Genomic DNA, 25,166 nt, shown 5'->3' on the forward strand with positions numbered 1-25,166 from the left:
AAAGCGCTGAAGGTGATGCTTAATCAACCGGTAGATGCCCCGTTTTTACCCAGATAATGGTTTCTTCTTTCACAAAAGGGTAGTGCTCACTCATATGGGGACTACGTAGCCAGGTAAGCGTAGGGTAGTCTCCGTGTTCGTCTCTAAACGTGCCCGATAAAACCAGAATCTCTTCACCGCCAAAATGCCGATGGGGAAGGAAACGCTCATTCTCTGGCCATTTAACCAATGCGGTATGCTCGCCCTCGAAACTATGTAAAGGCATCACTTCTAATCCGCCTTGTCCTGGTAACCAAGGCGTCGATTGAGTGTCGACTCTGACTGTTTGATCATCACCTTGGGGAAACTGGTCTAGTTTGACGAACAACGTACACCCATTCTCACTGAAAGGCGCGTGACTACTACCAGGAGGATTACGAATATAGGTGCCAGCGGGGTAGTCACCGGTTTCATCTGAAAAGACGCCTTCGAGAACGAGTATCTCTTCGCCAAAAGGGTGAGGGTGGCGCGCAAAGCGTGAACCCGCTGCATACCTGACAATACTCGTGGCATGGCCGGATTCTTTATCCTCCCTAGCAAGAGGTTTTCGCTCAACCCCTTTAGCGGGGCTAGGTAGCCAATCCATCTCTTGGGTATTAATGATGACGTGTTTTGAAAAGTCCATGTTCAGCATAATGGAGGCTACCTTGTATGGGTTTAAGACACTCTACTCATTTGATCAGCGTATTTAAAGCACTTGGTGACGCGCTTGGATAATTTAACAGGGTTGTAGCTAGCTCAATAAAACCGTAGCCCCCTTGTTTGCTGGTAATGTAGTTTGGGGTATGTTCCATCTGTTCTACAAAACGCGAAATATTGGATACGCCTACCGAAACTGGGAAGTGCTCAAACATTGACTCATCATTGGGGGAGTCGCCAATGAAGATGCATTGCTCTAGAGGTAAGTCAGGATATGTAGTCTCTAACCAAGTTTTGGCTGTATCAGCTTTACTGTAGCTGCCAATCCAAGCGTTAATATGTATTGAACTAAGCCTTGCTGATACCTCCTGTTCAAGTAACCATTGCGTTGCTGCCTGAGCTATCGAACGCTCAATCTGGACTTGTTGACCGATATCAAATGCAATGTCTGTCAGTCTGAACGGTTGGTCTTGGGTATAACCAATATCAGGGAACCGGTGTTTAAGCGTTTCACCAAGCTGGTAGAGACGCTCGATGTTCTGTTCTCTGGCAATAAATGTTTCTCGAAAGTGCCGAGTGACAAGACCCGATGCATCTTGTGCCATCCAAAAACTGCCATTCTCACCAATCACACAATTTACCGGCCAGGTGCGTACTATACAGTCGCACCATCCCGCGCTGGCCCCTGTGACTGGCACAACAATCACGCCTGCATCTTTCAGCTGTTGCAGGGCGATAAAGGTTTCCACAGGGAGCTTGCCTTCCCATGTCAATGTGTCATCAACATCAGTAAAGAGTACCTTGATTGGTCTTTCGAATTGATCTGGTAATGGCAAAAGTTGTTTGCGCATAGTGGCAAAATTTATCATCAAATATCTATCCTTAGCATGATAGGCTGGTGGTCTGAAGCGTCTGTTTGTGTATTAATGTGCATGGACTTCAGGTAGTGCTCAAATCCGAATGTGATGAGGAAATAATCGCGGCAATGCGGGCCTTGTGGCCACTGCTGGCGATCAAAGCAGCCGCACGTTGGTGTTCGAGTATCATTTGAGCGGTTCAAATGTTGCCAGCAATCCACCCAATCCGCTGTGGAGATAAAATCCCGATACCCCCCAGAGTCTGACGCTAGGTTTAAGTCCCCACAGAGTATTGTGGTATTAGTAGAAGGCGCTGGAGTATAGCAACCGAAGGTATCTATGGCCTTAGTAGATAAGGATCGTGCAATGGCTCGTTGGTTGAGAGCACTGAGATAACCCAGCTGCAGTTGGCGCTCTACAGGATTGTGGTAAGCCAAATGGGTATTAATGATACGAAGAAAACCACGATCGACTCGAATCAGCGTTTCAATGGCAGTTCTTGGCATTTGCCATAGCCCTTGAGCCGGTGGCCAAGGTAATGTGTGAAGGTGATAGTCTTCCAAAAGCGGTTGCTTTACCAGAGTGAGATTCCCAAACTCCTTTCTGAGACCGCTATCCTGCCGCCAGCTTATGGCTGCAGACCAAACCGCTTCATAGTCTGGGAACGCCTCTTGTAGTACCGATAGTTGGTCAATATTCCCCATATCTGGAAAGAATCTCGATAACTCCTGTAAGCAGATAACATCAAGTTGCTCGTATTGCCTGATTTCATCAATTATTCGTTGTGAGTTATAGATTCCGTCGCAGCCTTTTGTTGCCTGTATATTCCAGCTCAAAATATTCATGTTATTTAACTCCAGCCCGCATAAAAGACTGTACAAACTGACGTTGAAAAACCAAAAAAACGATCAGTAAGGGAGCAACGGATATGAGTGTGCCTGCAGAAATAACCGACCAATCTACGCCGGATTCTGGGGCACCAAAAATAGCCATTCCAACGGTGAGGGGGCGGCTATTTTCGGTATTTGTAGCCACAAGTGGCCAGAGAAAGTTATTCCAATGATAACTAATCGATACCAAAGAAAAGGCTAAGTACGTCGGTTTAGCAAGAGGGACATAGACTTTCCAAATAATTTGAAGGTTAGAACACCCTTCTATTCGTGCTGCATCTTCAAGCTCTTGCGGTATCGTTTTGAATGTTTGACGGAGTAAAAAGATACCAAAAGCACTAGCCAAATAGGGTAAACCGACCCCAATGTAAGTGTCTATGGCTTGCAGCGAAGCAAGCGTTTGGTAGTTTTCGACAATCAGTATTTCAGGGACGATCATCAGCTGCATCAGAATTAACGCGAACACCAAACCTCGTCCCCGAAAACGGATTCTAGCCAAAGCATAGCCAGCTAAAGTGCAAAGCACTAATTGAAAGACCAATATCAACAGTGTGATAGCCACGGTATTTAGCATATAGCTAACAAAAGGAGCTTGTTCCCATGCGGCATGAAAATTCTCCATAGAGAGTGGAGCGTTCAAGGCGAATCGGGTGGCATATTCAGGGGGATGAATAGCAGCCCAGAGCGCATAAATCAGAGGGAAGATCCAAAAAATCCCAAGCAGCCAAGCAAGCAGTGTAGAGAGACCACTCGCTGTATGGTTAAGAAGAGGAGTAAGTTTAGTAATAAACATGATCAATCTCAACGGTAGTGAACGCGACGTTCGATCACTCCAAATTGGAGTGCGGCAAGTGCAATCAATAGGATTAACAGGACCACGGTTAATACGGCGGCATAAGCTGTGTCAAAAAAGCTAAAAGCGTTCTCATAGATGTAGTAGAGCAGTAGATTACTCGCGTTATTGGGGCCGCCTTTGGTAAGAATAAAAAGGTGATCTACCAGTTTGAACGCGTTTAAAAAAGCATTTACTAATACAAATAACGTGGTTGGCATGAGTAAAGGTAAGGTGATTCTTCGCAAGTTAGTCCAACGGCTCGCGCCTTCGATGGAAGCGGCTTGGTAAAGGTCAGGGCTTATTGTCTGAAGGGCCGCAAGGTAAAAAATCATGAAAAACCCCGCTTCTTTCCAAATGGTCATGAGCATCAAGCTATATAAGCTAAGATCTGGATCCCCCAGCCAATTATAACCATGGTGGCCGAACCAACTGAGTAGCTCATTGAAGAGACCAATTTCGGGTGTATAGAAAAATAACCAGATGTTGGCAACAGAAATCATAGGTAGGATGGTTGGCGTAAAGTACGCAAGCCGGAGTATGCTTTTACCGTGGATCTTACTATTGACCCAAAGCGCCATACCTAGTGCCAAAAACATTGATACGGGAACAGTAATAGCGGCATACCAAAGGCTATTAGATAACACCTGCCAAAACACGTCATCCTCATAAAGATAACGATAGTTCTCCCATGTAAACCCCGTATTATTTTGCATGCCGGAGGATGTAAAACTCCGCCAGAACGTTGTAATCATAGGAATATGGGTAAAGGCTGCCAGTAATGAAAGCGCAGGTAGAAGTAGCAGCCACGCATATATTTGTTGGTTTCGGCTCATGGTGATTAACCAATAACTCTCGATGACAGACTAAAGAATAGGCGCCGCAAACGACGCCTATTTCCATGGGCTTAAATTACTTGTAACGTTTCAGAATGCGATCAGCTTGTTTCTGAGCGGACTTCAAAGCCTCTTCAGCAGATTGCTGATTAGTCAGGGTTGACTGAATAGCATCGTCCAGCAGTTTACGAACACGGCCAGCTTGATGAGTAGCAAGCTCCGCTGTCGCATGCTCGAGTTGGTCGCGAGCAACCGCAGCAGGTGGGAAGCTTTTCACATAGTTTTTCAGAGCTTCTGTATTATAAGAAGCAGGACTTACGCCCATGTAGCCGGTTTCTATACTCCATTTCGCGGCTTGTTCTGGGGCAGTCATGAACTTCACTAATTTCAATGCCGCTTGGCGCTCTTCTGGCGTAGATTTTTTGAACAGGTAGAAGTTACCGCCCCCTGTTGGTGAACCCATCTCTGTGTTCGCAGGAAGCATGGATACACCAAAATCAAACGTGGCATTTTTCTTAACGCTAGTTAGGTTACCAGTTGAGTGCCACATAATGGCTGTTTTCTGCTCAAGAAAATTCTGACGCAGCGTACCCCACTCAATCGTGCCCTCAGGCATAATTTTGTGTTCTGAGCCCAGTGACTTCCAAAATGCTAAGGCTTCTATCACTTCGGGCTTATCAAAATAGGTTTCAGTCCCTGCTTGGTTCATCAGCACTTGGCTGTTTTGTTTAGCTAATGCACCAAACATCCAGTAGGGGTAACCCGTCGATGGGATCATTGCCCCCCATTGGGTTGTTTGGCCATTTACATCGTGCTTAGTTAGCTTTTTACCCATATTGACCAACTCTGTCCATGTAGCTGGCGCATGGTCAGGATTGAGGCCTGCTTCGCGAAACATATCCTTGTTGTAATACATAACAATGGTAGAGCGTTGAAAAGGCACGCCCCATGTTTTGCCATTTACTTGGCCATTTTTCATAAGCGCAGGATAAAAGCTTTGTAACCAAGCTTTGTCTTCGACACTGGTTACCACTTCATCAAATGGAATAATCGCATCTAGATCCATCAATTCATGGACATCGATTGAGAACATGACTGACAGTTGTGCCGGCTGCCCACTTTGTAACGCAGCTAATGCTTTTACGCGTGCATCGTTATAGTTACCTGCATAAATGGCTGTGACATCAATATCGGGATTTTGTGTTTCAAAGTCGGCAATAATAGCGTCAACCACTTTGGTAAGCGCCCCACCCACAGCAACGGGGTAGTACATGGTTAATTCGGTTTTTGCCTGTGCAACACTGGATACTGCCGTTGCTAGTACGGCTGCCAACAAACGCTTTTTGCCACAATTAAACATAAGAACATTCCTTCGGTTGGTAGGTTTGAGGATCTCTTGGTCGAGCTTCTAGTGCGACAGCCAGATGCGGATTCTCCACACGCAGGCCGGTTTTTAATGAAAAATGATGCTCATGCTGAGGTTTCCAGCCGATATTGAGTGGGTGCTTTTCGGGTAGTAGATGATGTCCCGGTAGACTCAGCAGCAGTAACTTCCCCCGGTAATCTACGGTAATCAAGGTATCAGCACCCTGATAATCACAAAGTACGACATGGGCATTAGGGGTGCTCGTTACTTGCTGTTTTAGATGAATATGCTCTGGTCGAATGCCTACGCTGATATGCTCTTTACGTATGAGGTTCATCGGGGGGTGTCCGATAAAGTTTGCAACAAATTGACTAGCCGGTTCGTTATAAAGCGCTTTGGGCGTGCCTATTTGCTCAATACGACCTGCGTTGAGTAACAATATCCTGTCTGCCATGCTCATGGCCTCTACTTGATCATGGGTGACGTAGAGTACGGTTAAGCCTAGCTGTTTCTGTAAGGCGCGAATCTCTGTTCGCATCTCGTTACGTAGTTTGGCGTCAAGGTTAGAGAGTGGCTCATCCATCAGACAAAGTGGAGCTTGGGAAACGATAGCTCTCGCCAGTGCAACACGCTGGCATTGCCCCCCTGACAGCTGAGAGGGCTTTTTGGTAAGTTGATCGCCAAGGCCTACCAGATCAACCGCGTGAGAGAGGCGTTTACGTTGTTCAGCGGTTGCAACACTTCGGGCTTTTAAACCAAATAGAATATTTTCCCGTACCGTAAGGTGAGGAAAAAGAGCGTAGGATTGAAACACCATGGACAGCTGACGCTTTCCCGGACTAAAGTGCGTGATCTCTTTACTGTTTAAAAAGATCTGCCCCTTTGTTGGGGTTTCTAAGCCCGCGATCATTTTCAGTGTGGTTGATTTTCCGCAGCCTGACGGGCCAAGCAGAGCAATAAACTCACCTTGTTGAACATCAAAATTAACATCATCTACGACATAATCGTTGGCAAACTGCTTAGATAAACCCTGAATAGTTAAAAAACTCATGATAGTGCTCCTGTTAAGCACTCGATGACATCAATAGAAGAGGCTTCACAAATAGGGCGCAGGTCATCAGGGATCTGGTCAATATAGAAGCTATCAATATCGCTGAGCATGGCGGTTTTAATAGGTGCGCTACGCAGATATTTGCTTTTATCTGCAACCAGAATGCGATGCTCACTGTTATCCATAATGGCTGATGAAATATGTGACTCTTCTGGAGAAAAATCCAGAAGCGCCCCATTTTCTGCTAAGCCACCGACGCCAAAAATCCCGAAATTTACTTGGAACTTACGTAAAAATCGTGTGGCGTCCTCTCCCATCAAATCCTGATCAGAAGGGCGCAGCTTTCCGCCGCATAAGTAGGTTTCTATATTGGCATTTTGGCAAAGGGTAATAGCCGCATTGAGGTTATTCGTTACCACTGTTAAGTGATTGTGACCAAGTAGCGCCCGTGCAATTTCTTGAGGTGTTGTGCCAATCCCTAAAAAGAGACTTGAACCTTCAGGGATGCTGGCCGCTACTTTTTGAGCAATCGCCTGTTTGGCTTTCAGGTTAATAATTTGTCGGTTATTAAACGACAGGTTGTGGCTTTGCACTGGGAGTGTGATACCACCATGCACACGCTTAACCAAGCCTAAATCACTCAGGTCATTCAGGTCTTTTCGAATCGTTTGTATAGAAACGTCAAATAGATCGGTGATAACGGCACTTGATAATGTACCGCCTTCATCCCGAAGCCGCTGAAGAATTATTTCCTGCCGTTCTGAAAGTTGCATCATGCCCGAACTCATTACTCAATTCATTTCGAACGAAATTATTTACCTTTCGTATGAAAATTGAATGACGGCAAGATGACATCGCGATGACGAATTAATTTTGAAGCAAAAGCCTAGAAGACTCTTAGGCGTTCTATAAATGCCAAACCAAGCGGATGCGGTGTAGGGTTGGTTACAATCGACAAGCGGCGGTTAAGATTGAGTGGCGAGCGAAGTTGTCTAAGCTGGCCCGCATCTAGCTCTTCTTGAATTGCCATGCGGGATAAACAGCCGATCCCTAAACCTGCGCGTACCGACTGTTTAATGGCTTCTTGGCGGTTGAGCGACAAGTGGCTCTTGATATGGCCTCCTACTTGCTGAAGCGCTTGGTCAAATACATTTCGGGTGCCTGAACCTGTTTCTCTGAGGATCCACCGATAGTGGGGTATCTCCTCTACTGCGATAAAACCAGCATGTGAAAGAGGGTGCTCTGGATGGCAAAAAAGGGACAATTGATCCTCTATCCACGGCGTGATAGTTAATGAAGTGGCGGATGCGGGGCCTTCAATCAACCCCACATGTGCCTGACCTTTCTCCAGCTGGCTGATTACTGTTTGTGTATTGGCGATCTGAATATCAGGGATAACCGCAGGGTAATCCTGCAAGAAGTCAGCAATCAATTTAGGCAGTAAGTAACACGCGATGGTAACGCTGGCCGCGATTCGTAATGTTCCCTGATATTGCTCGCTGCTGGGGTTTTCAATATGTTGAAGGACTCCCAAAAGTTGCCGAACTTTAGGTAATAAATCTAACCCCGCATCTGTGATTTGTAACTCACGACCTACACGCATAAATAAAGGGCAATTGAGTGTTTGCTCTAACTCTTTAAGGGATTGGCTGGCAGCCGATTGGCTTAGCGCTTGTTCATCTGCTGCCAATGTGAGCCGTTGAAGGCGAGCGGTGGCTTCAAACACCTTTAGTTGGCGGATAGAGAGGCTCATGGTTCAATTTATCTAATCAATTATATTAAATATATCCATTATACTTATAAATAAAATAAGCGGAAGATCTCAACCTATTCAGTCACCCAGTGTTGAGGAAACGTTATGCCACGCTTATTGCTACTTGTCGGTATTGCTATGATGGCGATGCAACTTGCATCGCTACCTTGGTTTGCGCAGATAGGTTTAAGTGCATTGGTGCTGGCTATTTTACTAGGCATTATGGCAGGGCATATCTGGCAATCACCACCGGATATTTTTGGCCAAAAGGTGACGCGATTTTGCCAACAACGCTGCTTACGATTTGGGATTATTCTGTTTGGTTTAAGTCTGAGCTTTCAGCAGATTGCGGCGGTTGGTTGGCAAGCGGTTATATTAAATATCTGCATCATCAGCATGATTATCATAGTGGGGCTGTGGGTCGGCATTCGTTGGCTGGGTCTACCACGGGATGTGGTGATACTGATCTCAGCTGGTAGTGCGATTTGCGGTGCTGCCGCTATCCTTGCCACAGATTCTACACTTAAGGCCAAACAGCAACAGGTAACGGTGGCAGTGGCTACGGTAGTGATCTTTGGCACTTTAGCCATGTTCAGTTACCCGTTTATTTTTCCTTACGCCGGCATGAGTGATGCGTTGTTTGGCATCTATATCGGCAGTACAGTGCATGAAGTCGCACAAGCCGTTGCAGCCGGACAGTCCATTAGCCCAGATGCGCTAAACCACGCGGTGATTACTAAGCTGATTCGCGTCATGTTGCTCGCACCTTTTATATTGATTTTAGGGAGCATACTTACCCGGCATAACCAAACGGCTGAGCAGGGAGGGACGACATTCGTAATCCCCTGGTTTGTACTGGGTTTTATCGCGATGGCAGCGATTAATTCACTATGGGAAGTACCTTTGCTACTAAAGCAAAATGCCGCGCTGCTTAGCCAGTTTCTGCTCGCATTAGCGATGGCCGCTCTCGGTATGCAAACCCGCTGGTGTTTGCTTCGAGAAGCCGGTACAAAGCCGATATTGCTGGCGTTGGTGTTGTTTATGATGTTGATCGGCGGAGGTTGGTTGCTTAACAGCTGGATCATCTGAGTGGATAGCAATTATATGGTTGATAGTTAAGTAACTGCTAAACAGAACGTCAGAACATTTGAATTTAACTCAATTAAAAGCCCTTCATAATGGATTGTATCGATAGATCAATACGACAGAATTGATGAGGTGGTACATGAATAATAAAAATGAAACGCTGGCACAAACAGGCCTCTCTGCACAGCAGCTAGAAGCCTACTGGATGCCCTTTACCGGCAACCGAGAATTCAAGCAAAATCCACGTATGATCGTCTCGGCAGAAGGGCATTACTACACAGCCGCTGATGGTAGACAGATCTTTGATGGTTTGTCGGGCCTGTGGACGTGTGGTGCAGGTCATAGCCGCCCCGAAATTGCCGAAGCGGTCAGTAAGCAGGTACGCGAATTAGACTACTCGCCAGCTTTCCAGTTTGGCCACCCTAAAGCCTTTGAGCTGGCTCATCGTATTACTGAGTTGATGCCTGAAGGATTAAACCGGGTATTCTTTGCAGGCTCAGGTTCTGAATCCGTTGATACTGCACTGAAAATCGCCCGTGCTTACTGGCGCAAAAAAGGCCAAGCAAGTAAAACGCGTTTAATAGGTCGCGCTAAAGGCTACCACGGCGTGAACTTTGGTGGCATCAGCGTTGGTGGCATTGGCCCAAACCGCGCCTTGTATGGCTCAGGTATTGATGCTATCCATTTACCCCACACCATGTTGGAAGAGAACCGCTTTGTAAAAGGGATGCCGAAAACGGGGGCTCACTTGGCAGATGAGCTGGAAAGCCTTATTGCGATTCATGATGCCTCAAACATAGCTGCGGTGATTGTCGAGCCAATGGCTGGCTCTGCGGGAGTTATTCCACCCCCACAAGGTTATTTAAAACGTTTACGTGAGTTATGCGATAAGCACGATATCTTATTGATTTTTGATGAAGTAATTACTGCATTTGGACGTATGGGCGCTAATACGGGTGCCGAAGCGTTTGGTGTAACGCCTGATATGATGACCATGGCTAAACAGCTAACCAATGGCGTTGTACCTATGGGTGCTGTGGTTGCAAAACAAGCGATTTACGACACCTTTATGGAGACGGGCGGCCCTGACTACATGCTCGAACTCCCGCATGGCTACACCTATTCTGCACACCCTGTTGCCTGTGCAGCGGGTTTGGCAGCTCTTGATATTTTGCAAACAGACAAGCTAGTCGAGCGCGTAAACAGCGTAGCACCTCAGTTTCAGGAGATGCTTCACAGCTTGAAGAATACCCAATATGTGGCGGACATTCGCAATTACGGCCTAGCGGGGGCGCTCACTATTAAATCAGCACCGGGTGAGCCTGCACTGCGACCTTACCAAATTGCGATGAAGTGCTGGGAAAAAGGCTTTTACGTACGCTACGGCGGCGACACTATTCAGCTAGGCTTGCCATTTACCGTTGAAATTGACGAGATTGATCGCCTGATCAATGCCCTAGGCGACTCTATTAACGAGCTAGACTAAACCCCCTTGATACAATAAGAATACAGAGGATCTAACATGACAATTATTGGCCATCTGATCGACGGTACAATCCAAGCCGACATCACTCGTATGCAAGATGTCTATAACCCATCAACGGGTGAACCATCAAAGCAGGTAGCGCTCGCCTCCGTTGATACTGTCGAACAGGCAATTGCCGCGGCGCAACGCGCTTTCCCCGCATGGCGTAACACGCCACCGGCTAAGCGTGCCCAAGTGATGTTCCGCTTTAAAGCCTTACTAGAACAGCACGCTGATAAAATCTGTGAATTAATTGGGGAAGAGCACGGCAAGATTCATCATGACGCAATGGGTGAACTGCAACGGGGTATCGAAAACGTTGAATACGCCTGTGGTGTACCACAGTTGCTAAAAGGGGAGCACAGCCGTAATGTAGGCCCCGGTATTGATTCGTGGAGCGAGTTCCAACCTTTAGGAGTGGTAGCCGGAATTACCCCGTTCAACTTCCCGGCGATGGTACCATTGTGGATGTACCCGATGGCGATTGCCTGTGGTAACACCTTTGTGCTCAAACCCTCTGAGCGCGATCCAACATCAACGATGTTTATTGCACAGTTACTGCAAGAGGCAGGGCTACCCGATGGTGTAATCAATGTGGTGAATGGTGATAAAGAAGCAGTTGATGTATTGCTGACCCATCCTGATATCAAAGCGGTCAGCTTTGTAGGATCGACACCGATTGCCGAATATATCTACAGCACGGCCAATGCTAATGGCAAGCGTTGTCAGGCGCTGGGCGGTGCTAAAAACCACGCTATTGTGATGCCCGATGCAGATATGGATAACGCGGTAAACCAACTGTTAGGTGCGGCATTTGGCTCTTCAGGCGAGCGCTGTATGGCGTTATCGGTGGCTGTCGCTGTCGGTGATCAAGCCGCCGATACGCTTGTAGCAAAACTTAAAGAAGCTATGGCACCACTAAAAGTGGGTGCGTACAGCGACCGCGAAAACGACTTTGGCCCTGTGATCACCCGCGCTCATCAAGAAAAGGTCAGAGACTATATCAACAGTGCCGAAGCTGACGGTGCAACAGTGGTGGTTGATGGCCGCAACCCTAACGTAGCGGGTCACGAAGGGGGGTTTTATATCGGCGCTACGCTGATTGATAACGTCACAACTCAGATGCAAAGCTACCAAGAAGAGATTTTTGGCCCTGTGCTGCAAGTGGTACGCGCAAACAGCATGGAAGAAGCGATGCAGATGATCGACAACCATGAATATGGCAACGGCACTTGCATCTTCACCCGCGACGGTGAGGCGGCGCGCTACTTCTCCGACAATATCCAAGTAGGCATGGTCGGCATTAACGTACCACTGCCAGTGCCTGTGTCATATCACAGCTTTGGTGGCTGGAAACGATCACTGTTCGGCGATTTACACGCCTATGGGCCAGACTCGGTACGCTTCTACACCAAGCGTAAAACCATTACCCAGCGATGGCCCTCCAGCGGCGTACGTGAAGGGGTATCGTTCGCGTTCCCAAGTTAAGCACATCGCAATATCTTGCTTGTTCTCCGTCAGGGCTGCTCCTAAACGCTGATAACAATGCGTGACAAAGAGCGCTTTCCTTCGGCAGGTATCGGATTACACCGAACCTGCCTTTTTTATTCCCAAAGTACTTCACAGTTGGACAATAGCTGAAACAGGCCTAGAATAGTGTCGTTACGTAGGCCGCGAAGTTAGAACGACATTCAATCATTTGGATGCTCGTGGGAAAGATATAGCTTGCGTTGTATATAGGGATATGACATGAAAACGTTTGCTGTGTATCAGTCTAAAGATGGTAAGTTAGAAGCCATTAAAAGAGGGTTTTGTTGGCCTCTATTCCTCTTAAGTATTTTTTCTTTCCCTTTAGGACCAATCTTGTATGCATTGCTAAAAAAGCAATGGCAAATAGCTATCTTTGCAGTGGTTGTTGAGGTGGGTTTCAGTCTAATCGAGTTTAGTCATTACCCTTATTGGCTACTTCTCTCACATATTATAACTTGGATGCTATTCTCCTTTAAATTCAATGCGCTATCTGAATATTTCATAGTAAAGAGAGGGGGTAGGCTTATTAGTTGTGTTGAGGCGAAAGGTGTTGTTGATGCTTGCTTTTTTGGCGATGAAAGCAGGAGTGTGGAGTTAGCCCAAGTTAAGTAAAAAAAGCGCCAGTACCCAATTCGAGTATGGCGCAAAGGTCTCAGACGGGCTGAGCGGATGGAAAGGGTTTAGCTAATATCCCAGTAACAGTCTCGGTAGGAATAGCGAGAGTTCCGGTACAAAGGTCACTAAAAATACGATCGGTAGGTGGCCTAAACACAGAAATTTGAGGGTAGGGGTGATGTATTTATCCAGTGATAGCTTACCCACACCGCCTGCCATATAGAGCATAGGTGCGCAGGGCGGTGAGACATTACCTAAACCCAGATTTACCCCAACCACGGCTGCAAAGTGAATAGGGTCTATGCCTAGTTGGTTGATGATAGGTAGGAAGATGATAGCGGCCAATACGCTGCCAGAGATATCATCAACGATCATGCCGATCAGCAGCAGTAGGATGTTGATCAAGAACAGGATCACCAATTTGTTATCCGAGAAGCCTAGCAAGGCTTCGGCTAGCTCTTTGGGGACTTGCTCCATAATCATGGCGCGGCTCATGATAAACAGGAAGAACAACACAGCCATGATCGAGCCTGTCATGGTAACGGCACGTACGGTAACGGCCCCTAAGCTACGTAACGACAAGCCCTTGTAGACAAATAACCCCACAGGGATCGCATAGATCACGGCGATGGCCGCCGCTTCGGTTGGGGTCGCAATGCCGCTATAGATAGCACCTAAGATGATCAATGGCATCAGCAAAGCAAAAGCCGCATGGTAGCCACTTTTTGCGATGTTGATCGTGGCTTGTTTAATAGGTAGTGGCGCTTCTACCTTGATATTAGGGTTGTCTCTCAAGAACCAGATATTGAGCCCGCAATAGATCAGCGTTAGCAAAATGCCAGGGATGATGGTTGAGAGAAACGCTGCACCAACCGATAAGCCACCGGTAATAGAGAAGACGATCATCGGGATGCTGGGTGGAATCAACAATGCAAGAACGGATGAGCAGGCAACCAATGCGGTTGCATGACCAGCAGGGTAGCCTTCGCGCACCATACGAGGAATCATGATCTGCCCCACAGCGGCAATCGCAGCAGATGAGCTACCGGATATCGCGCCAAACAGCGCGCATGTTAAAACCGTAACGGCCCCTAAGCCGCCTTTAATCCGCCCAACAAAGGCATTCACAAAGTTTAACAACCGCTCGGAGATACCGCCTTCTGCCATCAATAAACCGGCAAAGATAAATAACGGTAAAGCGAGAAGCGCAAAACCACTGGCGGTTTTAAAACCGTGAGGGATCAAAAAAGAGATATTATTACCCGTGGTGTAAGCAAATAGGACGGCACCAATCCCGAAGGCAAACGCAACGGGGATCTCGATCAGAATTAATACAACGACGACAAGCATGGCGATTAGGAATAGCGTCATAGGGTGCACTCCCTTTGCTGGCGGGTGCGGCGTAACCGTAGTAGATCCCGATATTCGTTAATGGACTCTAGCAGGAAGTAGCCCACCATCATCGCAAAGCCGACGATCATACTGCCGCTCCATAGCCCCCGAGGCCATTGAAGGTTGATGCTCATGCGGCCTTTTTCGATGACGAACAACGCATATTTGCAGGCAAAGTAGCCAAAAATACAGGCAGCTAGCATGCTGACGATAGAGCCGGCTAAACGAATCAGGCTGATTTTTACCGGGTCACTGACCATCAGACTGACAACTCCGCCGTGAATATGTTCTCGCTCGCGGGTGGCATAACCCATCCCTAAAAAGTAGATCCAAACTCCTAACAGTACGGCAGCCTCTTCGATGCCGGTAAAAGGGGATTCGAGCACATAACGCATGATGATCTGCCCGAACATTAAAAAGGCTAACCCCAGTCCTGCGCAGAGCATGAGGCTCCGAAATATCCAGTTGAGAACTTGTTCAAAGCGAATTAAAAAACGCCCAAGTGCTGTGCTCTCTTTATCGGGTATCGCGCTTAGATGGGGAGGAAGGGGATGCTGGCTTAGATCGGGGTCATAATTGTAGATTTTGGTTTTACCGATAGATTCCGGCTGCACCGGTGCGGTAGAAACATGTGGCTCTTGCATAGTGATGATCCTGTATTAATGCCGACAAGCAGCCTCCACCCCATAACATGCGAGGTGGAAGGCCGCTGCGCAGAAAAGGCCGATTAGTTGATACCGGCGATTTTGCGCATCATCTCCATGATTTCAGGGCCGACCACTTTTTCCATGTAAGGCCATTCATGGGCGTATAGGGTCTTTTTGGCTTTTTCCAGCTCCTGTGGTTTTAACTCCACAATCTCTATGCCGTAGTCGCGTACCTTATTCAGATAATCACTGTCGATCTTTTCCGCTTCATTCCACGCCCATTCGAGGGTTTGGTCGGCTGCGGCACGCATTTTTTTGCGCTCATCCGCTGGTAGGTCATCCCACCACTGCTTATTCACCAGCCAGAACGCGTGTTCGAAGTAATCGCGGGTAAGGATGTAGCTTTCCAACACATCACGCATCTGCCAGATCTCGACAGCAGGACCAAAGGCGCGGCCATCGACAGTGCCTAACTGCAAGCCGGTGTAAAGCTCCGCAAAAGGCATGGGTACAGCGGAGAATCCCCAGTTTTTGAAGCGTTCAATCGCCAGAGGCGTTGGTACAACGCGCATCTTGATACCGGCGGCATCTTCTGGGAAGTTGGTCGGAACTTTACCCACCCCTTTACGAATGGTAATAGAGCCGAATCCGGCAGGTATTAAGCCGAGTGCGACGAGATCATTCTCTGCCAAAATTTTGTTATAAACATCTAGCATCGGACCGTTAGGGCCATAAGCTTTACGAGCCGAATCCCAGCTATCAACGACATAACCCAGCCATGTCAGATCAAGGCGGCCATCAAATTCAGATGCACCGTACGTCATGGTCATTGGGATCACACCTTGCATCGCTTGCTCAAACTGTGATGTCCAATCCCCTAAGTCACCACCGGGGTGGTACTCAACGTTATATCTGGATTGCTGAGCCTTCAGGTTTTCCATAAATTGCTCTGATGAGGCATGGAAGATATGGTCAGTTGTCATCGCTTGGGCAAGGATAAAATCCTCACCTGCGTAGCTGGACAGAGGGGTTAGCGCGATAGATGCAGCCAGTGTGCAACCAGTGAATAGGGTTTTTAGAGAGTTTTTGATTGTCATAGTGACCTCTAGTTTTTTTTGTGGCGGTCAGAATCAGCCTACCGAAAACGGTTTAGGGATTTCTGGTGGCTAGTAGTCACTATGAAGGGGCAATTTGCTTAATTAAATTTGAAAAAACTTTAATTAAGGTAAGTAAATACTTAACTAAAATATGAGGAAAACGGTGTAATCTAGTTGATACCGCAATTGATATTTGGCCGTTTAGTTAGCAGCAAAATCTATGAAAAAGCAGAAAAAATTTACAGGGCAACTCAGTGATATCGACCTTCGGATGCTGCGTATCTTTAAGGTAGTGGTTGAGTGCGGCGGCTTTTCTGCAGCAGAGGTGGAGCTAAATATCACCCGTTCGGCTATTAGTATCTCTATGTCGGATCTTGAGAAACGACTAGGGTTCACGCTGTGCCAGCGGGGGCGTTCTGGATTTACCCTGACCGATGAAGGCCAGCAGGTCTACGAATACACACTGGAGCTGTTGTCCTCTATTGAGAACTTCCGTACACAGGTCAATACACTGCACACGCAGCTGATTGGTGAGTTGAATATCGGCATCACAGATAATCTGGTCACGATGCCAAAAATGAAGATTACCAACGCCTTAGCCGCACTCAAAAAGCAAGGGCCAGGGGTAGCTATTAACATCCGCATGATTGCGCCCAATGAAATTGAGCTGGGTGTTTTAGATGGCAAGCTCCATGTGGGTGTGGTCCCGACGCTTCGCAGTCTTGCAGGGCTGAACTACACTCCTTTGTATGAGGAGCAATCAAAGCTGTATTGCTCTGCAGGCCATCAGCTGTTTGATCAGGCAGATAGTAATATTGATTTAAACGTCTGGGACGCGGTGGCTCCTGCCTATGCACAAACCCCCGAGATCAAAACTTGTTATCAGCAATTGAATGCTACTGCCACTGCAACCGACCGAGAAGGTATCGCCTTTCTTATCCTGACAGGCCAATACATTGGCTACTTACCCGATCACTTAGCAGAGCGTTGGGTGAGTGAGGGGAAAATGCGGGCCATTGCGCCTGAGCGTTACGGATATGAGACATTTTTCTCTGTGATCACGCGCAAAGGCGCACGCTCAAATCTAGTGCTCGAAACCTACCTAGAGCAATTAAAACAACAGCAATAGAGACCGCCTTTAGAGCGTTATAAATATTTTTAATCGACCGCTTAGTAAGGTTCAATTTCAACTTACCAAGCCCCTTACCTATGATGACTCTCGTTGAACAACAATCCGTTTTCAAGGAGAAATACAATGTCACAATCGCTAATCAATACTGAAGTAAAACCATTTAAAGCCACTGCGTTTCACAACGGTGCATTTATTGATGTCTCTGATGCAGACCTTAAGGGTAAGTGGTCTGTAATTTTCTTCTACCCAGCGGATTTCACGTTTGTGTGCCCAACTGAGTTGGGAGATCTGGCGGACTACTACGGCCAGATGCAAGAGATTGGTGTTGAGGTATATGCCGTATCGACTGATACCCACTTCACGCACAAAGCTTGGCACGATTCTTCTGAAACCATCGGCAAGATCAACTACCCAATGATCGGCGATCCTACCGGTGCTATCACTCGCAACTTCGGTGTGATGATTGAAGAAGTGGGTCTGGCTGAGCGTGGAACCTTTGTTATCGATCCTGAAGGAAAAATTCAGATCATCGAAATCAACGCAGGCGGTATTGGCCGTGATGCAAGCGAGCTACTACGTAAAATCAAAGCAGCTCAATACGTTGCCGCTCACCCTGGCGAAGTATGCCCAGCGAAGTGGAAAGAAGGCGAAGCAACATTAGCACCTTCGTTAGATCTGGTAGGTAAAATCTAATTTTATCAAACCTTTATGCCGACTTCTTCAGTTAGTTTGAAGTCGGCATTTATCACCTTACATCCGACGCACAGTTATCAGGATACGATTATGTTAGATGCAAATATTAAACAGCAATTGGACACCTATCTTCGAAATATCGTGAATCCGATCGAAATTGCTGTGTCAGTGAATACCAGTGATAAATCAAAAGAATTACTGTCGTTAGCGCAAGAGATCGCGGAATTATCCGATAAAATCACCCTCAGCGTTGATGACAACCCAAAAGACCGTGCGCCCTTAATGTCGATAGGTGCGCTAGGCTCTGCCCCCCGAGTAGCGTTTGCCGGTATTCCGATGGGGCATGAATTTACCTCTTTGGTGTTGGCTTTATTGCAGGCCGGTGGCCATCCCTCCAAAGCGGAGCAGGCATTACAAGACCAAGCAAAAAGTCTTACCGAGACATTACATTTTGAGACCTATATCTCACTAAGCTGCCAAAACTGCCCTGATGTGGTGCAAGCGCTTAACCTAATGGCTGCACTAAACCCCAACATCCAACACACCATGATTGATGGGGCACTGTTCCAAGATGAGGTAGATGCCCGCAATATTATGGCGGTGCCTTCAGTTTACTTAAATGGTGAACTGTTTGGCCAAGGCCGTATGACCTTGGCAGAGATACTCAACAAAGTTGATACCGGCGCTAGCCAGAAACAGGCAGAAGCGCTATCGGCAAAAGACCCTTACGACGTCTTGATCGTAGGTGGTGGGCCTGCGGGGGCATCGGCGGCTATCTATGCTGCACGAAAAGGTATCCGTACCGGCATCGTTGCCGATCGTTTTGGCGGACAGGTGATGGATACGCTATCGATTGAGAACTTCATCTCCGTCAAAGAGACCGAAGGCCCCAAACTGGTAGCGAACCTAGAACAGCACGTCTTAAGTTATGATGTAGACCTGATGAACAGCCAAAAAGCCACAAAGTTATCGGTTGATAATGGGGTGGAGGTCACACTGGAAAACGGCGCTGTGCTTAAAAGCCGCTCAGTAATTTTGGCAACCGGTGCCCGCTGGCGTGAGATGAATGTCCCCGGTGAGCAGGTGTATCGCGGCAAAGGCGTAGCTTACTGCCCACACTGTGACGGCCCCTTGTTTAAGGGTAAAAAGGTCGCTGTGATTGGTGGTGGTAACTCGGGTATCGAGGCGGCAATAGACCTTGCCGGTATTGTTGAGCATGTCACTGTTTTAGAGTTCGCAGAAACCTTGCGAGCTGATGAAGTGCTGCAACGCAAAGCGCGATCCATGGGTAATATTGAGATCATCACGCAAGCGATGACCACCGAAGTTATCGGTGATGGGCAGCGGGTAACAGGGCTTCATTACACCGACCGAGCCACCAATGAGTCCCACCTGCTATCCGTGGCCGGTATCTTTGTGCAGATTGGCTTAATCCCTAACACCGATTGGCTCAAAGGAGACATTGAACTAAGCCAGCATGGTGAGATTGTGATTGATAGCCGAGGGCAAACATCCTTGCCGGGTGTATTTGCTGCCGGTGATGTTACAACCGTACCCTACAAGCAGATTATTATCGCAATGGGAGCAGGCTCCACAGCGGCATTAAGTGCCTTTGATCACTTGATCCGCACACCGGTTAGCGCATCAGAAACACAAGCGGCCTAACCCGTAAGCGAAGTAAAAATACCTGAAAGCCATCACGGCCTTCAGGTGTTTTTTTATGCATTGAGGAAAAACAGATTAAACAGATGCACCTTGCGCCGGTTGGGTTATGGCATTACCTGCGCCCATTGGCCATGTGTATTGTTCGTGGCTTGCTTGTAGCTCACGAATAATGGTTTCTACCTTAGCAGGCCATACCGCGCTCTTACGTGATGCCATATCGACACCCACCAAAAGGCACTCAACCGCTGCGTAGGTTTCTGTACCTTCTTCGTTACGCAACTCATGCCATATGCGTAGGCGTTTTTTGTCGCTCGATAGCACACGGGAATAAGCCGTTAAACGCTTACCCTTGTATATCTCTTTGAAATAACGCAGGTTATTTTGTACAGTAAAGGCGCTGAAGTTCAACGCATTGCGGGATTCAGCATCCAGCCCAGCGGCATCAAGTACAGTGTCTGTCGCCAAGGACAGCATCACTAAGTAGTAGCCTTCGTTAAGGTGGCCATTGTAGTCACAGTAACTTTCGGGAACTGGGGCATAGTGGGTTTTCAGCATGGTTGAATCCTTCTTATTATCTGCAACCTGAAGGGTGACAAAATAAGGGTAAATACCCATCTCAGGCGCGGCGCTATGTTACCAGCAAATAATCTAATCCCATAACATTTATCTATATTAAATTGGCTCAAAACGGAGACTAATCAGCATGACATTACCGGTTTTATACTCGTTTCGCCGTTGCCCTTATGCGATGCGTGCCCGTTTAGCCTTGGCCTATAGCGGTGTGAAGGTTGAGCATCGAGAAGTGGTGTTAAAGAACAAACCCGCTGCGTTGCTCGAGGCATCCGCAAAAGGCACCGTGCCGGTATTAGTGATTGGAAATACCGTAATCGATGAAAGCGCCGATATCATGCGCTGGGCACTGAGCCAGCAAGACCCAGCATCTTGGCTCCCCAGCCAACAGAGGGAAGCCATAAGCACGCTTATATGGCAAAACGACCATGAATTTAAACCATGGCTAGACCGCTACAAGTATGCCGACCGTTACCCCGAACACCCCATGACCTACTACCGTGAACAGTGTGAAGCATGGTTCGCAACACTGGAATCCTCCCTCAAGCAGCATGATGGGTATCTGCTAGGAGCAAGCGCAACCCTTGCGGATTGGGCGCTGCTACCCTTTATCCGCCAATGTGCCCATGTAGACCGAACATGGTTCTATGCAGCCAACTACCCCCACTTACAAGCATGGTTAGACAAGCTGCTAGGCAGCGAGCTATTTGCCAGCATCATGCACAAGTACCAACCATGGGAAGAGGGCACAAGCCAAGAATAGCCACCCACTGCGCGCTATATCTTAAGTATGACTCGCAGCTTTTCTGCTGGACAACGTGCCAAACCGGTCTAGAATCAGGCTAATAGTGTAAAGCTCAAGGAAGACAACACGCGTGCGAGAGAATGATATTAAGCATGCGCATATACAGGGAAGCCTCCTGATTACTCCTTCCAAAAAGCTTATTAAAAATAGTGTGTTAGAGAAGTTTCTGACTTTTAAGTAAGGAATGATATCGCGCATTCTGATGAATAAAGTGTTATCCTTCAAGGAGGAATTAATGAAATATGATGATGCATCTTGGCACTATGGTGGTGACTTCCCTTCTGACTTACCAATAGAAAATGGCGCTATTCATATTGGAATGTTCGTAACTTGGTGCCTATTAAACAATCTTGCTGGTTCCATCCATACCGACCAATTTCCCGAAGCTCTGAAAGAACTCAAGTTACGAAAAACAACCCCTACAAATTGGTTTTTGAATAATTGCGACGAAAAATTCACAGATGAAGATCTAAACCAGATAGGAAACCAATTCGCTCAAAAATACTACGATTCTGAAGACGCTATTTTTTACTCAGATTACGAAGCCGCGTTAGGAAATGATTTGGAAACCCTCTATCATGCCCCAGATAGCTGGGAAACTTATGAAAAGTTAGAACCAGTTTTTCAAAAGCGCTTTAAGGAATGGCAGGCACTTGAAGGATAACAAGGCGCTTAACACGCAGTTTGCTGCGCAAACCGCTGGGACAAATACGCGGGGCGGCTTCGCCATTCACGCCCCACGTATTTGCCCGTTAGCTTAGCGTTAGACCTTTCCATTATTCACTCGGGGTATCCCATGAGTAGCAAAGAACATCTGATTCGATTCCTTGAAGAGCTCACTCAAGAGCTGAGAGAGAGCGAAAACACTGATGAGAGCATATACAGAACTATCCGGCGATTCAGAGTGTTCTCCCCTTTTTTGGATGACGAATTCGAATATCGCCTACACAGTATCGAGAAGAAGATTGATAGCCTGATTGACCGTCCAGTGGCTTCTTGCCGCATGGCAAGTTCAGATGGTGAAAGGGTTACGGAGCTAATGATGGGGCACGGTCCATTGGAGAGGGCAAAAGGTGTCAAATACCTATCCGACTGGATGAACAGTCCAACCGAGATCACCATCGCAGACCCGTATTTCATCAAGAATTCAGGGTCCATTCCCGAGGCAGACTATAAAAATTCACTTCAAGGGTTACTACCCCTGTCGCTGAAAAAAATTGAACTGTTCATCGGCCCAAGAACACAGAAGTACCATAAGGCCAGCATTGCCACATGGTTCAATCAGCTTTGCACAACGCGCGGTATCCAACTCGAGGTGTTTCATCAAGAAGAAGTGCACGACCGCGTCTGGTTAAGAGATGGCGGAGACGCATTAGTTGTCGGTACCTCATTTAACGGACTTGGAAATAAATGTGCCTTCCTGCTAAACCTCGATGCGGCAGACACAGCCAGTTTTAATGCTGAATTGAGTCGAATTCGAGCCGAATACACATGCAGCAATCAGGTCTAACAACTTATTCCACCGGCCTGCGCGAAAAGCTGCGCAGGCCGGTGAATTCAAACGTTATGTGTTTATTCCTGAGAACAAAGCGAAAGAGTAAGGAATTATAAAATGAGATTGGTAAAAGCAAGAGTTCAGAACTACCGAAGCATAATTGATACGGGCGAGTTTGATGTCGAAAAGCTAAAATCAATTCTTGTTGGCCCGAATGAGGCTGGTAAAACGGTACTTCTCCAAGCCCTTCAACAGCTAAGCAAACCAGCTGATATCGGTGGCTTTGATCCTTTAAGAGATTACCCAAGATCAAAATATAATGACATCACAACGGGGAAGGCAAAGCCTGAGAATATTACTGTTGTTACGGGCTATTTTGAGTTAGAAGATGAGGATAAGGAACTGATACCAGAAGAATTTCATCAGTGCCAATACAAACTATACAGAAACCTAAACAACAAAGGCTATCACTCTTTAATTAATGCGCCAGAGCTACTTCATTATTCCGATATTAAAAAGCCTTTTATTCGTATGGCCTCGCATATGGATAAAAACTACATTTTAACGGGAGGCAATAAGAAGCCAAGTGAAGCACTAAATGATTTGAGCTCTGAATGGAGTGACTCAAAACCTATTAGTGGGGATGAAGTTACAACTTTAGAGAAGTGGCTGAATGATCACTATGAATATGTTGAAGAGGGCAATGCTACTGAAGAAAATAGGCACTCAGAATTACTAGAAAAAATAAAGACTAATCTAAAGCGGGATAAAGTGTTAAAAACTCTCGATTCAAGAACCCCTGTCTTTATTCTCTTTAATAACTATTTCAAGGTCAAACCAACTATCCATCTCGGTCACCTTGCGCAAAGGATTGAACAAAATATTCTTGATGATGAATATTATGACTATGGAAATCAATGTTTGCTTAAACTCTTGGGGTTTACCGCTAGAGAACTATCTGATTTGGGGGCGACACAAAGCCCAAATATTAATGATACAAATGCGCTTAAAGAATATAGAGATAGACTAGATAAAAGAAGTTACCAGCTAAACGCTGCGAGTGTTCGACTCACGAATGAGATTAGACAAGTATGGATGCCGAACCCTGATAGACCGGAAGCCGATAAGCTAAAAGTAGCAGCAGATGGTCAGTATTTAAAAGTTGTTGTCGAAGATGACCTTGGTGTAGACATTGAATTAGATCAACGTTCTGAAGGGTTCCAATGGTTGGTTTCATTCTTTATCGTATTTTTTTCAGAGGCTATGGATAAACATGAAAATGCCATATTACTCCTTGATGAGCCCGGGATGAGCTTGCATGCTCTTAAACAACGAGATTTCCGGGAAACCATATCTAGGCTTGCCAAAAATAATCAAACGTTATTTACAACCCATTCTCCATTCCTTGTAGGCCCTGACGAGCTCGATATCGTTAGAGTTGTTGAAATGAAGGATCGGGCAACAGGGACTAAGGTTCATACAACTATATCTTCAGATGATCCAGCCGGATTGTTGCCATTGCAAGAAGCTCTTGGATACGATTTAGCTCATAGCTTATTCTCTCAACAAAGAAATTTAATATTGGAAGGAATTACTGATTACTGGTACGTGGAGGCAACTGCAGAAATGCTTCGCGCATCTTTAGAATCCAATCTTAACGAAAAAATTGCATTAGTTTTTTCCAATACTGCTGGAAAAGTCGTTTATTATGCGACAATTTTACACGCGCATAATTTAAAGGTGGCCGCTTTGCTGGATTCTGATTCAGCAGGTGATCAGGCTGCACAACAGGAAGCTTTGGTTCACACCCTAGGCAATAAAAATATTTTACGTACTAAAGACTATTGTTCAATTCAAAAAGCAGAGATAGAAGATTTGCTTAGAGAAACACTAATTACTGTGGCGAATGAAACGTTCTCAGTGGACGTTTCCGCAACAGCAGCTCAGCAGCCAGATCGTCCAATAGTAAATATATTTAGTGATGAAATAAGTAATTTTTCTAAGTATAAATTAGCCAAGGCATACATACGCTGGACTAGGTCAAATGATTCTAGCGCTCTATCTGAATATGAGCGCGAACAATGGAAAGAACTGATAGCAGCTATCAACAAAGCATTGAAGTAAGACATGCACATAACACATATGAGCCTCTCCGGAGTCAATAGATAAAACCGCTCTTCTGGCCGCGTCAGCGGCCAGTCTGTTATCCATCAGCAAGATAGACTGCTTCATCTGTCATCATGGTTGCCAAGCGATAGCCTGCAACAAACACATATCGGGACTCTCTTATCTCATGCTCAATGAGCGCCTACTGATTTAAACTTCCGTACTAATAGAAGAAACACCAGACATTCACCGGTTAACCCGTTACTGGCACTATTCAAGGCGTCGGGCTTAAAGCCAGTTAGTTTCAGGCTCAGCACAGGTGCAAACCATCTTGCAGATGGTAGTGCGCGGCGGCAAGGTGTCTAATCAAAGCGCTCAGGCTACGACAGTGTGCTAGAAGATAGGTGATTCAGCTTATGTGCAAAGGGTAACCCAATCTTCATTTGAGCATCAGCCAGGGTGTTCCAGTTAGACGTTCAGCTCACCTTGCCCCGCGACTTAACTGGCTAGGAAGCGTTTTTCATCAAATACCTTTTGATTTTTCA

The 25,166-nt window shown here is 46.6% G+C and carries 24 protein-coding genes; 11 read left to right on the plus strand and 13 right to left on the minus strand.

Features of this window, described 5'->3' with window-relative positions; genetic code table 11:
- Nucleotides 1–19: 19 nt before the first annotated feature.
- The 9 genes from F0U83_RS07930 to F0U83_RS07970 form a co-directional block, all read right to left on the minus strand.
- Nucleotides 20–673 carry a cupin domain-containing protein gene (locus F0U83_RS07930; RefSeq protein ID WP_138987258.1) on the minus strand — a complete coding sequence of 218 codons (654 nt, stop codon included), beginning with the start codon at nt 671–673 and terminating at the stop codon, nt 20–22.
- Between the two features lie 37 nt (nt 674–710).
- Nucleotides 711–1,547, minus strand: coding sequence for an HAD-IIB family hydrolase (locus F0U83_RS07935; protein ID WP_138987259.1), 837 nt, complete (start codon nt 1,545–1,547; stop codon nt 711–713).
- Nucleotides 1,547–2,380: an endonuclease/exonuclease/phosphatase family protein gene (locus F0U83_RS07940; RefSeq protein ID WP_138987260.1), complete on the minus strand. Its 834-nt coding sequence runs from the start codon at nt 2,378–2,380 to the stop codon at nt 1,547–1,549. Before F0U83_RS07940 ends, F0U83_RS07935 begins: the two co-directional genes overlap by 1 nt.
- A gap of 1 nt (nt 2,381) precedes the next feature.
- Nucleotides 2,382–3,218: a carbohydrate ABC transporter permease gene (locus tag F0U83_RS07945; protein ID WP_138987261.1), complete on the minus strand. Its 837-nt coding sequence runs from the start codon at nt 3,216–3,218 to the stop codon at nt 2,382–2,384.
- 8 nt (nt 3,219–3,226) lie between these two features.
- Nucleotides 3,227–4,093, minus strand: coding sequence for a carbohydrate ABC transporter permease (locus F0U83_RS07950; RefSeq protein WP_138987262.1), 867 nt, complete (start codon nt 4,091–4,093; stop codon nt 3,227–3,229).
- 76 nt (nt 4,094–4,169) lie between these two features.
- Nucleotides 4,170–5,453: an ABC transporter substrate-binding protein gene (locus F0U83_RS07955; protein WP_138987263.1), complete on the minus strand. Its 1,284-nt coding sequence runs from the start codon at nt 5,451–5,453 to the stop codon at nt 4,170–4,172.
- Nucleotides 5,446–6,510, minus strand: coding sequence for an ABC transporter ATP-binding protein (locus tag F0U83_RS07960; protein ID WP_138987264.1), 1,065 nt, complete (start codon nt 6,508–6,510; stop codon nt 5,446–5,448). Before F0U83_RS07960 ends, F0U83_RS07955 begins: the two co-directional genes overlap by 8 nt.
- Nucleotides 6,507–7,286, minus strand: coding sequence for a DeoR/GlpR family DNA-binding transcription regulator (locus F0U83_RS07965; RefSeq protein WP_138987265.1), 780 nt, complete (start codon nt 7,284–7,286; stop codon nt 6,507–6,509). Before F0U83_RS07965 ends, F0U83_RS07960 begins: the two co-directional genes overlap by 4 nt.
- Nucleotides 7,287–7,396: 110 nt before the next feature.
- Nucleotides 7,397–8,263: a LysR family transcriptional regulator gene (locus F0U83_RS07970; protein WP_138987266.1), complete on the minus strand. Its 867-nt coding sequence runs from the start codon at nt 8,261–8,263 to the stop codon at nt 7,397–7,399.
- 105 nt (nt 8,264–8,368) lie between these two features.
- Here F0U83_RS07970 and F0U83_RS07975 point away from each other — a divergent pair, with 105 nt between their 5' ends.
- The 4 genes from F0U83_RS07975 (at nt 8,369) to F0U83_RS07990 (ending at nt 13,016) form a co-directional block, all read left to right on the plus strand.
- Nucleotides 8,369–9,352, plus strand: a complete 984-nt coding sequence (locus F0U83_RS07975; protein WP_138987267.1) for a YeiH family protein — start codon at nt 8,369–8,371, stop codon at nt 9,350–9,352.
- A gap of 136 nt (nt 9,353–9,488) precedes the next feature.
- Nucleotides 9,489–10,835, plus strand: a complete 1,347-nt coding sequence (gene aptA, locus F0U83_RS07980; RefSeq protein WP_138987268.1) for an omega-aminotransferase AptA — start codon at nt 9,489–9,491, stop codon at nt 10,833–10,835.
- A 36-nt stretch (nt 10,836–10,871) separates the two neighbouring features.
- Entirely contained in the window at nt 10,872–12,362 is a 1,491-nt protein-coding gene (locus F0U83_RS07985) for a CoA-acylating methylmalonate-semialdehyde dehydrogenase (RefSeq protein WP_138987269.1), read from the plus strand.
- 261 nt (nt 12,363–12,623) lie between these two features.
- Nucleotides 12,624–13,016, plus strand: a complete 393-nt coding sequence (locus tag F0U83_RS07990) for a hypothetical protein (protein ID WP_138987270.1) — start codon at nt 12,624–12,626, stop codon at nt 13,014–13,016.
- Between the two features lie 72 nt (nt 13,017–13,088).
- On the opposite strand, the gene F0U83_RS07995 is transcribed toward F0U83_RS07990, so the two are convergent.
- The 3 genes from F0U83_RS07995 to dctP all read right to left on the minus strand — a co-directional run bounded on the left by F0U83_RS07995 (nt 13,089) and on the right by dctP (nt 16,155).
- A complete protein-coding gene (locus tag F0U83_RS07995) occupies nt 13,089–14,390 on the minus strand; it encodes a TRAP transporter large permease (protein ID WP_138987271.1) in 1,302 nt (433 codons plus the stop codon).
- Nucleotides 14,387–15,055 carry a TRAP transporter small permease gene (locus tag F0U83_RS08000; RefSeq protein ID WP_138987272.1) on the minus strand — a complete coding sequence of 223 codons (669 nt, stop codon included), beginning with the start codon at nt 15,053–15,055 and terminating at the stop codon, nt 14,387–14,389. The genes F0U83_RS07995 and F0U83_RS08000 overlap by 4 nt, the downstream gene beginning before the upstream one ends.
- Nucleotides 15,056–15,138: 83 nt before the next feature.
- A complete protein-coding gene (dctP, locus tag F0U83_RS08005; RefSeq protein WP_138987273.1) occupies nt 15,139–16,155 on the minus strand; it encodes a TRAP transporter substrate-binding protein DctP in 1,017 nt (338 codons plus the stop codon).
- Nucleotides 16,156–16,375: 220 nt separating this feature from the next.
- Here dctP and F0U83_RS08010 point away from each other — a divergent pair, with 220 nt between their 5' ends.
- From F0U83_RS08010 to ahpF, 3 genes are all read left to right on the plus strand, one after another.
- The gene (locus tag F0U83_RS08010) at nt 16,376–17,284 is read left to right on the plus strand and encodes a LysR family transcriptional regulator (protein ID WP_138987274.1); all 909 of its coding nucleotides are present in this window, start codon (nt 16,376–16,378) and stop codon (nt 17,282–17,284) included.
- 126 nt (nt 17,285–17,410) lie between these two features.
- Complete coding sequence (ahpC, locus tag F0U83_RS08015) at nt 17,411–17,980, plus strand: alkyl hydroperoxide reductase subunit C (protein ID WP_138987275.1); 570 nt, start codon at nt 17,411–17,413, stop codon at nt 17,978–17,980.
- A 90-nt stretch (nt 17,981–18,070) separates the two neighbouring features.
- Nucleotides 18,071–19,645 (plus strand): alkyl hydroperoxide reductase subunit F, encoded by a 1,575-nt coding sequence (gene ahpF, locus F0U83_RS08020; protein WP_138987276.1) that lies wholly within the window; start codon nt 18,071–18,073, stop codon nt 19,643–19,645.
- Between the two features lie 75 nt (nt 19,646–19,720).
- Here the strand turns inward: ahpF and F0U83_RS08025 are convergent, their stop codons facing one another.
- On the minus strand, nt 19,721–20,200 hold the full coding sequence (locus F0U83_RS08025) for a thioesterase family protein (RefSeq protein ID WP_170221779.1): 480 nt from the start codon (nt 20,198–20,200) through the stop codon (nt 19,721–19,723).
- A gap of 148 nt (nt 20,201–20,348) precedes the next feature.
- On the opposite strand from F0U83_RS08025, the gene F0U83_RS08030 reads away from it, so the two are divergent.
- The 4 genes from F0U83_RS08030 to F0U83_RS08045 all read left to right on the plus strand — a co-directional run bounded on the left by F0U83_RS08030 (nt 20,349) and on the right by F0U83_RS08045 (nt 24,639).
- Nucleotides 20,349–20,978, plus strand: coding sequence for a glutathione S-transferase (locus F0U83_RS08030; RefSeq protein WP_138987278.1), 630 nt, complete (start codon nt 20,349–20,351; stop codon nt 20,976–20,978).
- A gap of 277 nt (nt 20,979–21,255) precedes the next feature.
- Nucleotides 21,256–21,684 (plus strand): DUF7832 domain-containing protein, encoded by a 429-nt coding sequence (locus F0U83_RS08035; protein ID WP_138987279.1) that lies wholly within the window; start codon nt 21,256–21,258, stop codon nt 21,682–21,684.
- Between the two features lie 132 nt (nt 21,685–21,816).
- Nucleotides 21,817–22,530 (plus strand): hypothetical protein, encoded by a 714-nt coding sequence (locus F0U83_RS08040; RefSeq protein WP_138987280.1) that lies wholly within the window; start codon nt 21,817–21,819, stop codon nt 22,528–22,530.
- A gap of 102 nt (nt 22,531–22,632) precedes the next feature.
- Complete coding sequence (locus F0U83_RS08045; protein WP_138987281.1) at nt 22,633–24,639, plus strand: AAA family ATPase; 2,007 nt, start codon at nt 22,633–22,635, stop codon at nt 24,637–24,639.
- Nucleotides 24,640–25,166: the final 527 nt, after the last annotated feature.

The sequence above is a fragment of the Neptunomonas concharum genome (assembly GCF_008630635.1).
Classification (GTDB): Bacteria; Pseudomonadota; Gammaproteobacteria; order Pseudomonadales; family Balneatricaceae; genus Neptunomonas; species Neptunomonas concharum.

What these genes read in the sequence shown, in the direction of transcription:
- F0U83_RS07945 (WP_138987261.1), bottom strand. Translation starts at nt 3,218, where the DNA reads ATGTTTATTACTAAACTTACTCCTCTTCTTAACCATACAGCGAGTGGT.
- F0U83_RS07930 (WP_138987258.1), bottom strand. Translation starts at nt 673, where the DNA reads ATGCTGAACATGGACTTTTCAAAACACGTCATCATTAATACCCAAGAG.
- F0U83_RS08000 (WP_138987272.1), bottom strand. Translation starts at nt 15,055, where the DNA reads ATGCAAGAGCCACATGTTTCTACCGCACCGGTGCAGCCGGAATCTATC.
- F0U83_RS08030 (WP_138987278.1), top strand. Translation starts at nt 20,349, where the DNA reads ATGACATTACCGGTTTTATACTCGTTTCGCCGTTGCCCTTATGCGATG.
- ahpC (WP_138987275.1), top strand. Translation starts at nt 17,411, where the DNA reads ATGTCACAATCGCTAATCAATACTGAAGTAAAACCATTTAAAGCCACT.
- F0U83_RS07965 (WP_138987265.1), bottom strand. Translation starts at nt 7,286, where the DNA reads ATGATGCAACTTTCAGAACGGCAGGAAATAATTCTTCAGCGGCTTCGG.
- F0U83_RS07940 (WP_138987260.1), bottom strand. Translation starts at nt 2,380, where the DNA reads ATGAATATTTTGAGCTGGAATATACAGGCAACAAAAGGCTGCGACGGA.
- F0U83_RS08035 (WP_138987279.1), top strand. Translation starts at nt 21,256, where the DNA reads ATGAAATATGATGATGCATCTTGGCACTATGGTGGTGACTTCCCTTCT.
- F0U83_RS07955 (WP_138987263.1), bottom strand. Translation starts at nt 5,453, where the DNA reads ATGTTTAATTGTGGCAAAAAGCGTTTGTTGGCAGCCGTACTAGCAACG.
- F0U83_RS08010 (WP_138987274.1), top strand. Translation starts at nt 16,376, where the DNA reads ATGAAAAAGCAGAAAAAATTTACAGGGCAACTCAGTGATATCGACCTT.
- ahpF (WP_138987276.1), top strand. Translation starts at nt 18,071, where the DNA reads ATGTTAGATGCAAATATTAAACAGCAATTGGACACCTATCTTCGAAAT.
- dctP (WP_138987273.1), bottom strand. Translation starts at nt 16,155, where the DNA reads ATGACAATCAAAAACTCTCTAAAAACCCTATTCACTGGTTGCACACTG.
- aptA (WP_138987268.1), top strand. Translation starts at nt 9,489, where the DNA reads ATGAATAATAAAAATGAAACGCTGGCACAAACAGGCCTCTCTGCACAG.
- F0U83_RS07995 (WP_138987271.1), bottom strand. Translation starts at nt 14,390, where the DNA reads ATGACGCTATTCCTAATCGCCATGCTTGTCGTCGTTGTATTAATTCTG.
- F0U83_RS07960 (WP_138987264.1), bottom strand. Translation starts at nt 6,510, where the DNA reads ATGAGTTTTTTAACTATTCAGGGTTTATCTAAGCAGTTTGCCAACGAT.
- F0U83_RS07990 (WP_138987270.1), top strand. Translation starts at nt 12,624, where the DNA reads ATGAAAACGTTTGCTGTGTATCAGTCTAAAGATGGTAAGTTAGAAGCC.
- F0U83_RS07935 (WP_138987259.1), bottom strand. Translation starts at nt 1,547, where the DNA reads ATGATAAATTTTGCCACTATGCGCAAACAACTTTTGCCATTACCAGAT.
- F0U83_RS07950 (WP_138987262.1), bottom strand. Translation starts at nt 4,093, where the DNA reads ATGAGCCGAAACCAACAAATATATGCGTGGCTGCTACTTCTACCTGCG.
- F0U83_RS08025 (WP_170221779.1), bottom strand. Translation starts at nt 20,200, where the DNA reads ATGCTGAAAACCCACTATGCCCCAGTTCCCGAAAGTTACTGTGACTAC.
- F0U83_RS07975 (WP_138987267.1), top strand. Translation starts at nt 8,369, where the DNA reads ATGCCACGCTTATTGCTACTTGTCGGTATTGCTATGATGGCGATGCAA.
- F0U83_RS08045 (WP_138987281.1), top strand. Translation starts at nt 22,633, where the DNA reads ATGAGATTGGTAAAAGCAAGAGTTCAGAACTACCGAAGCATAATTGAT.
- F0U83_RS08040 (WP_138987280.1), top strand. Translation starts at nt 21,817, where the DNA reads ATGAGTAGCAAAGAACATCTGATTCGATTCCTTGAAGAGCTCACTCAA.
- F0U83_RS07970 (WP_138987266.1), bottom strand. Translation starts at nt 8,263, where the DNA reads ATGAGCCTCTCTATCCGCCAACTAAAGGTGTTTGAAGCCACCGCTCGC.
- F0U83_RS07985 (WP_138987269.1), top strand. Translation starts at nt 10,872, where the DNA reads ATGACAATTATTGGCCATCTGATCGACGGTACAATCCAAGCCGACATC.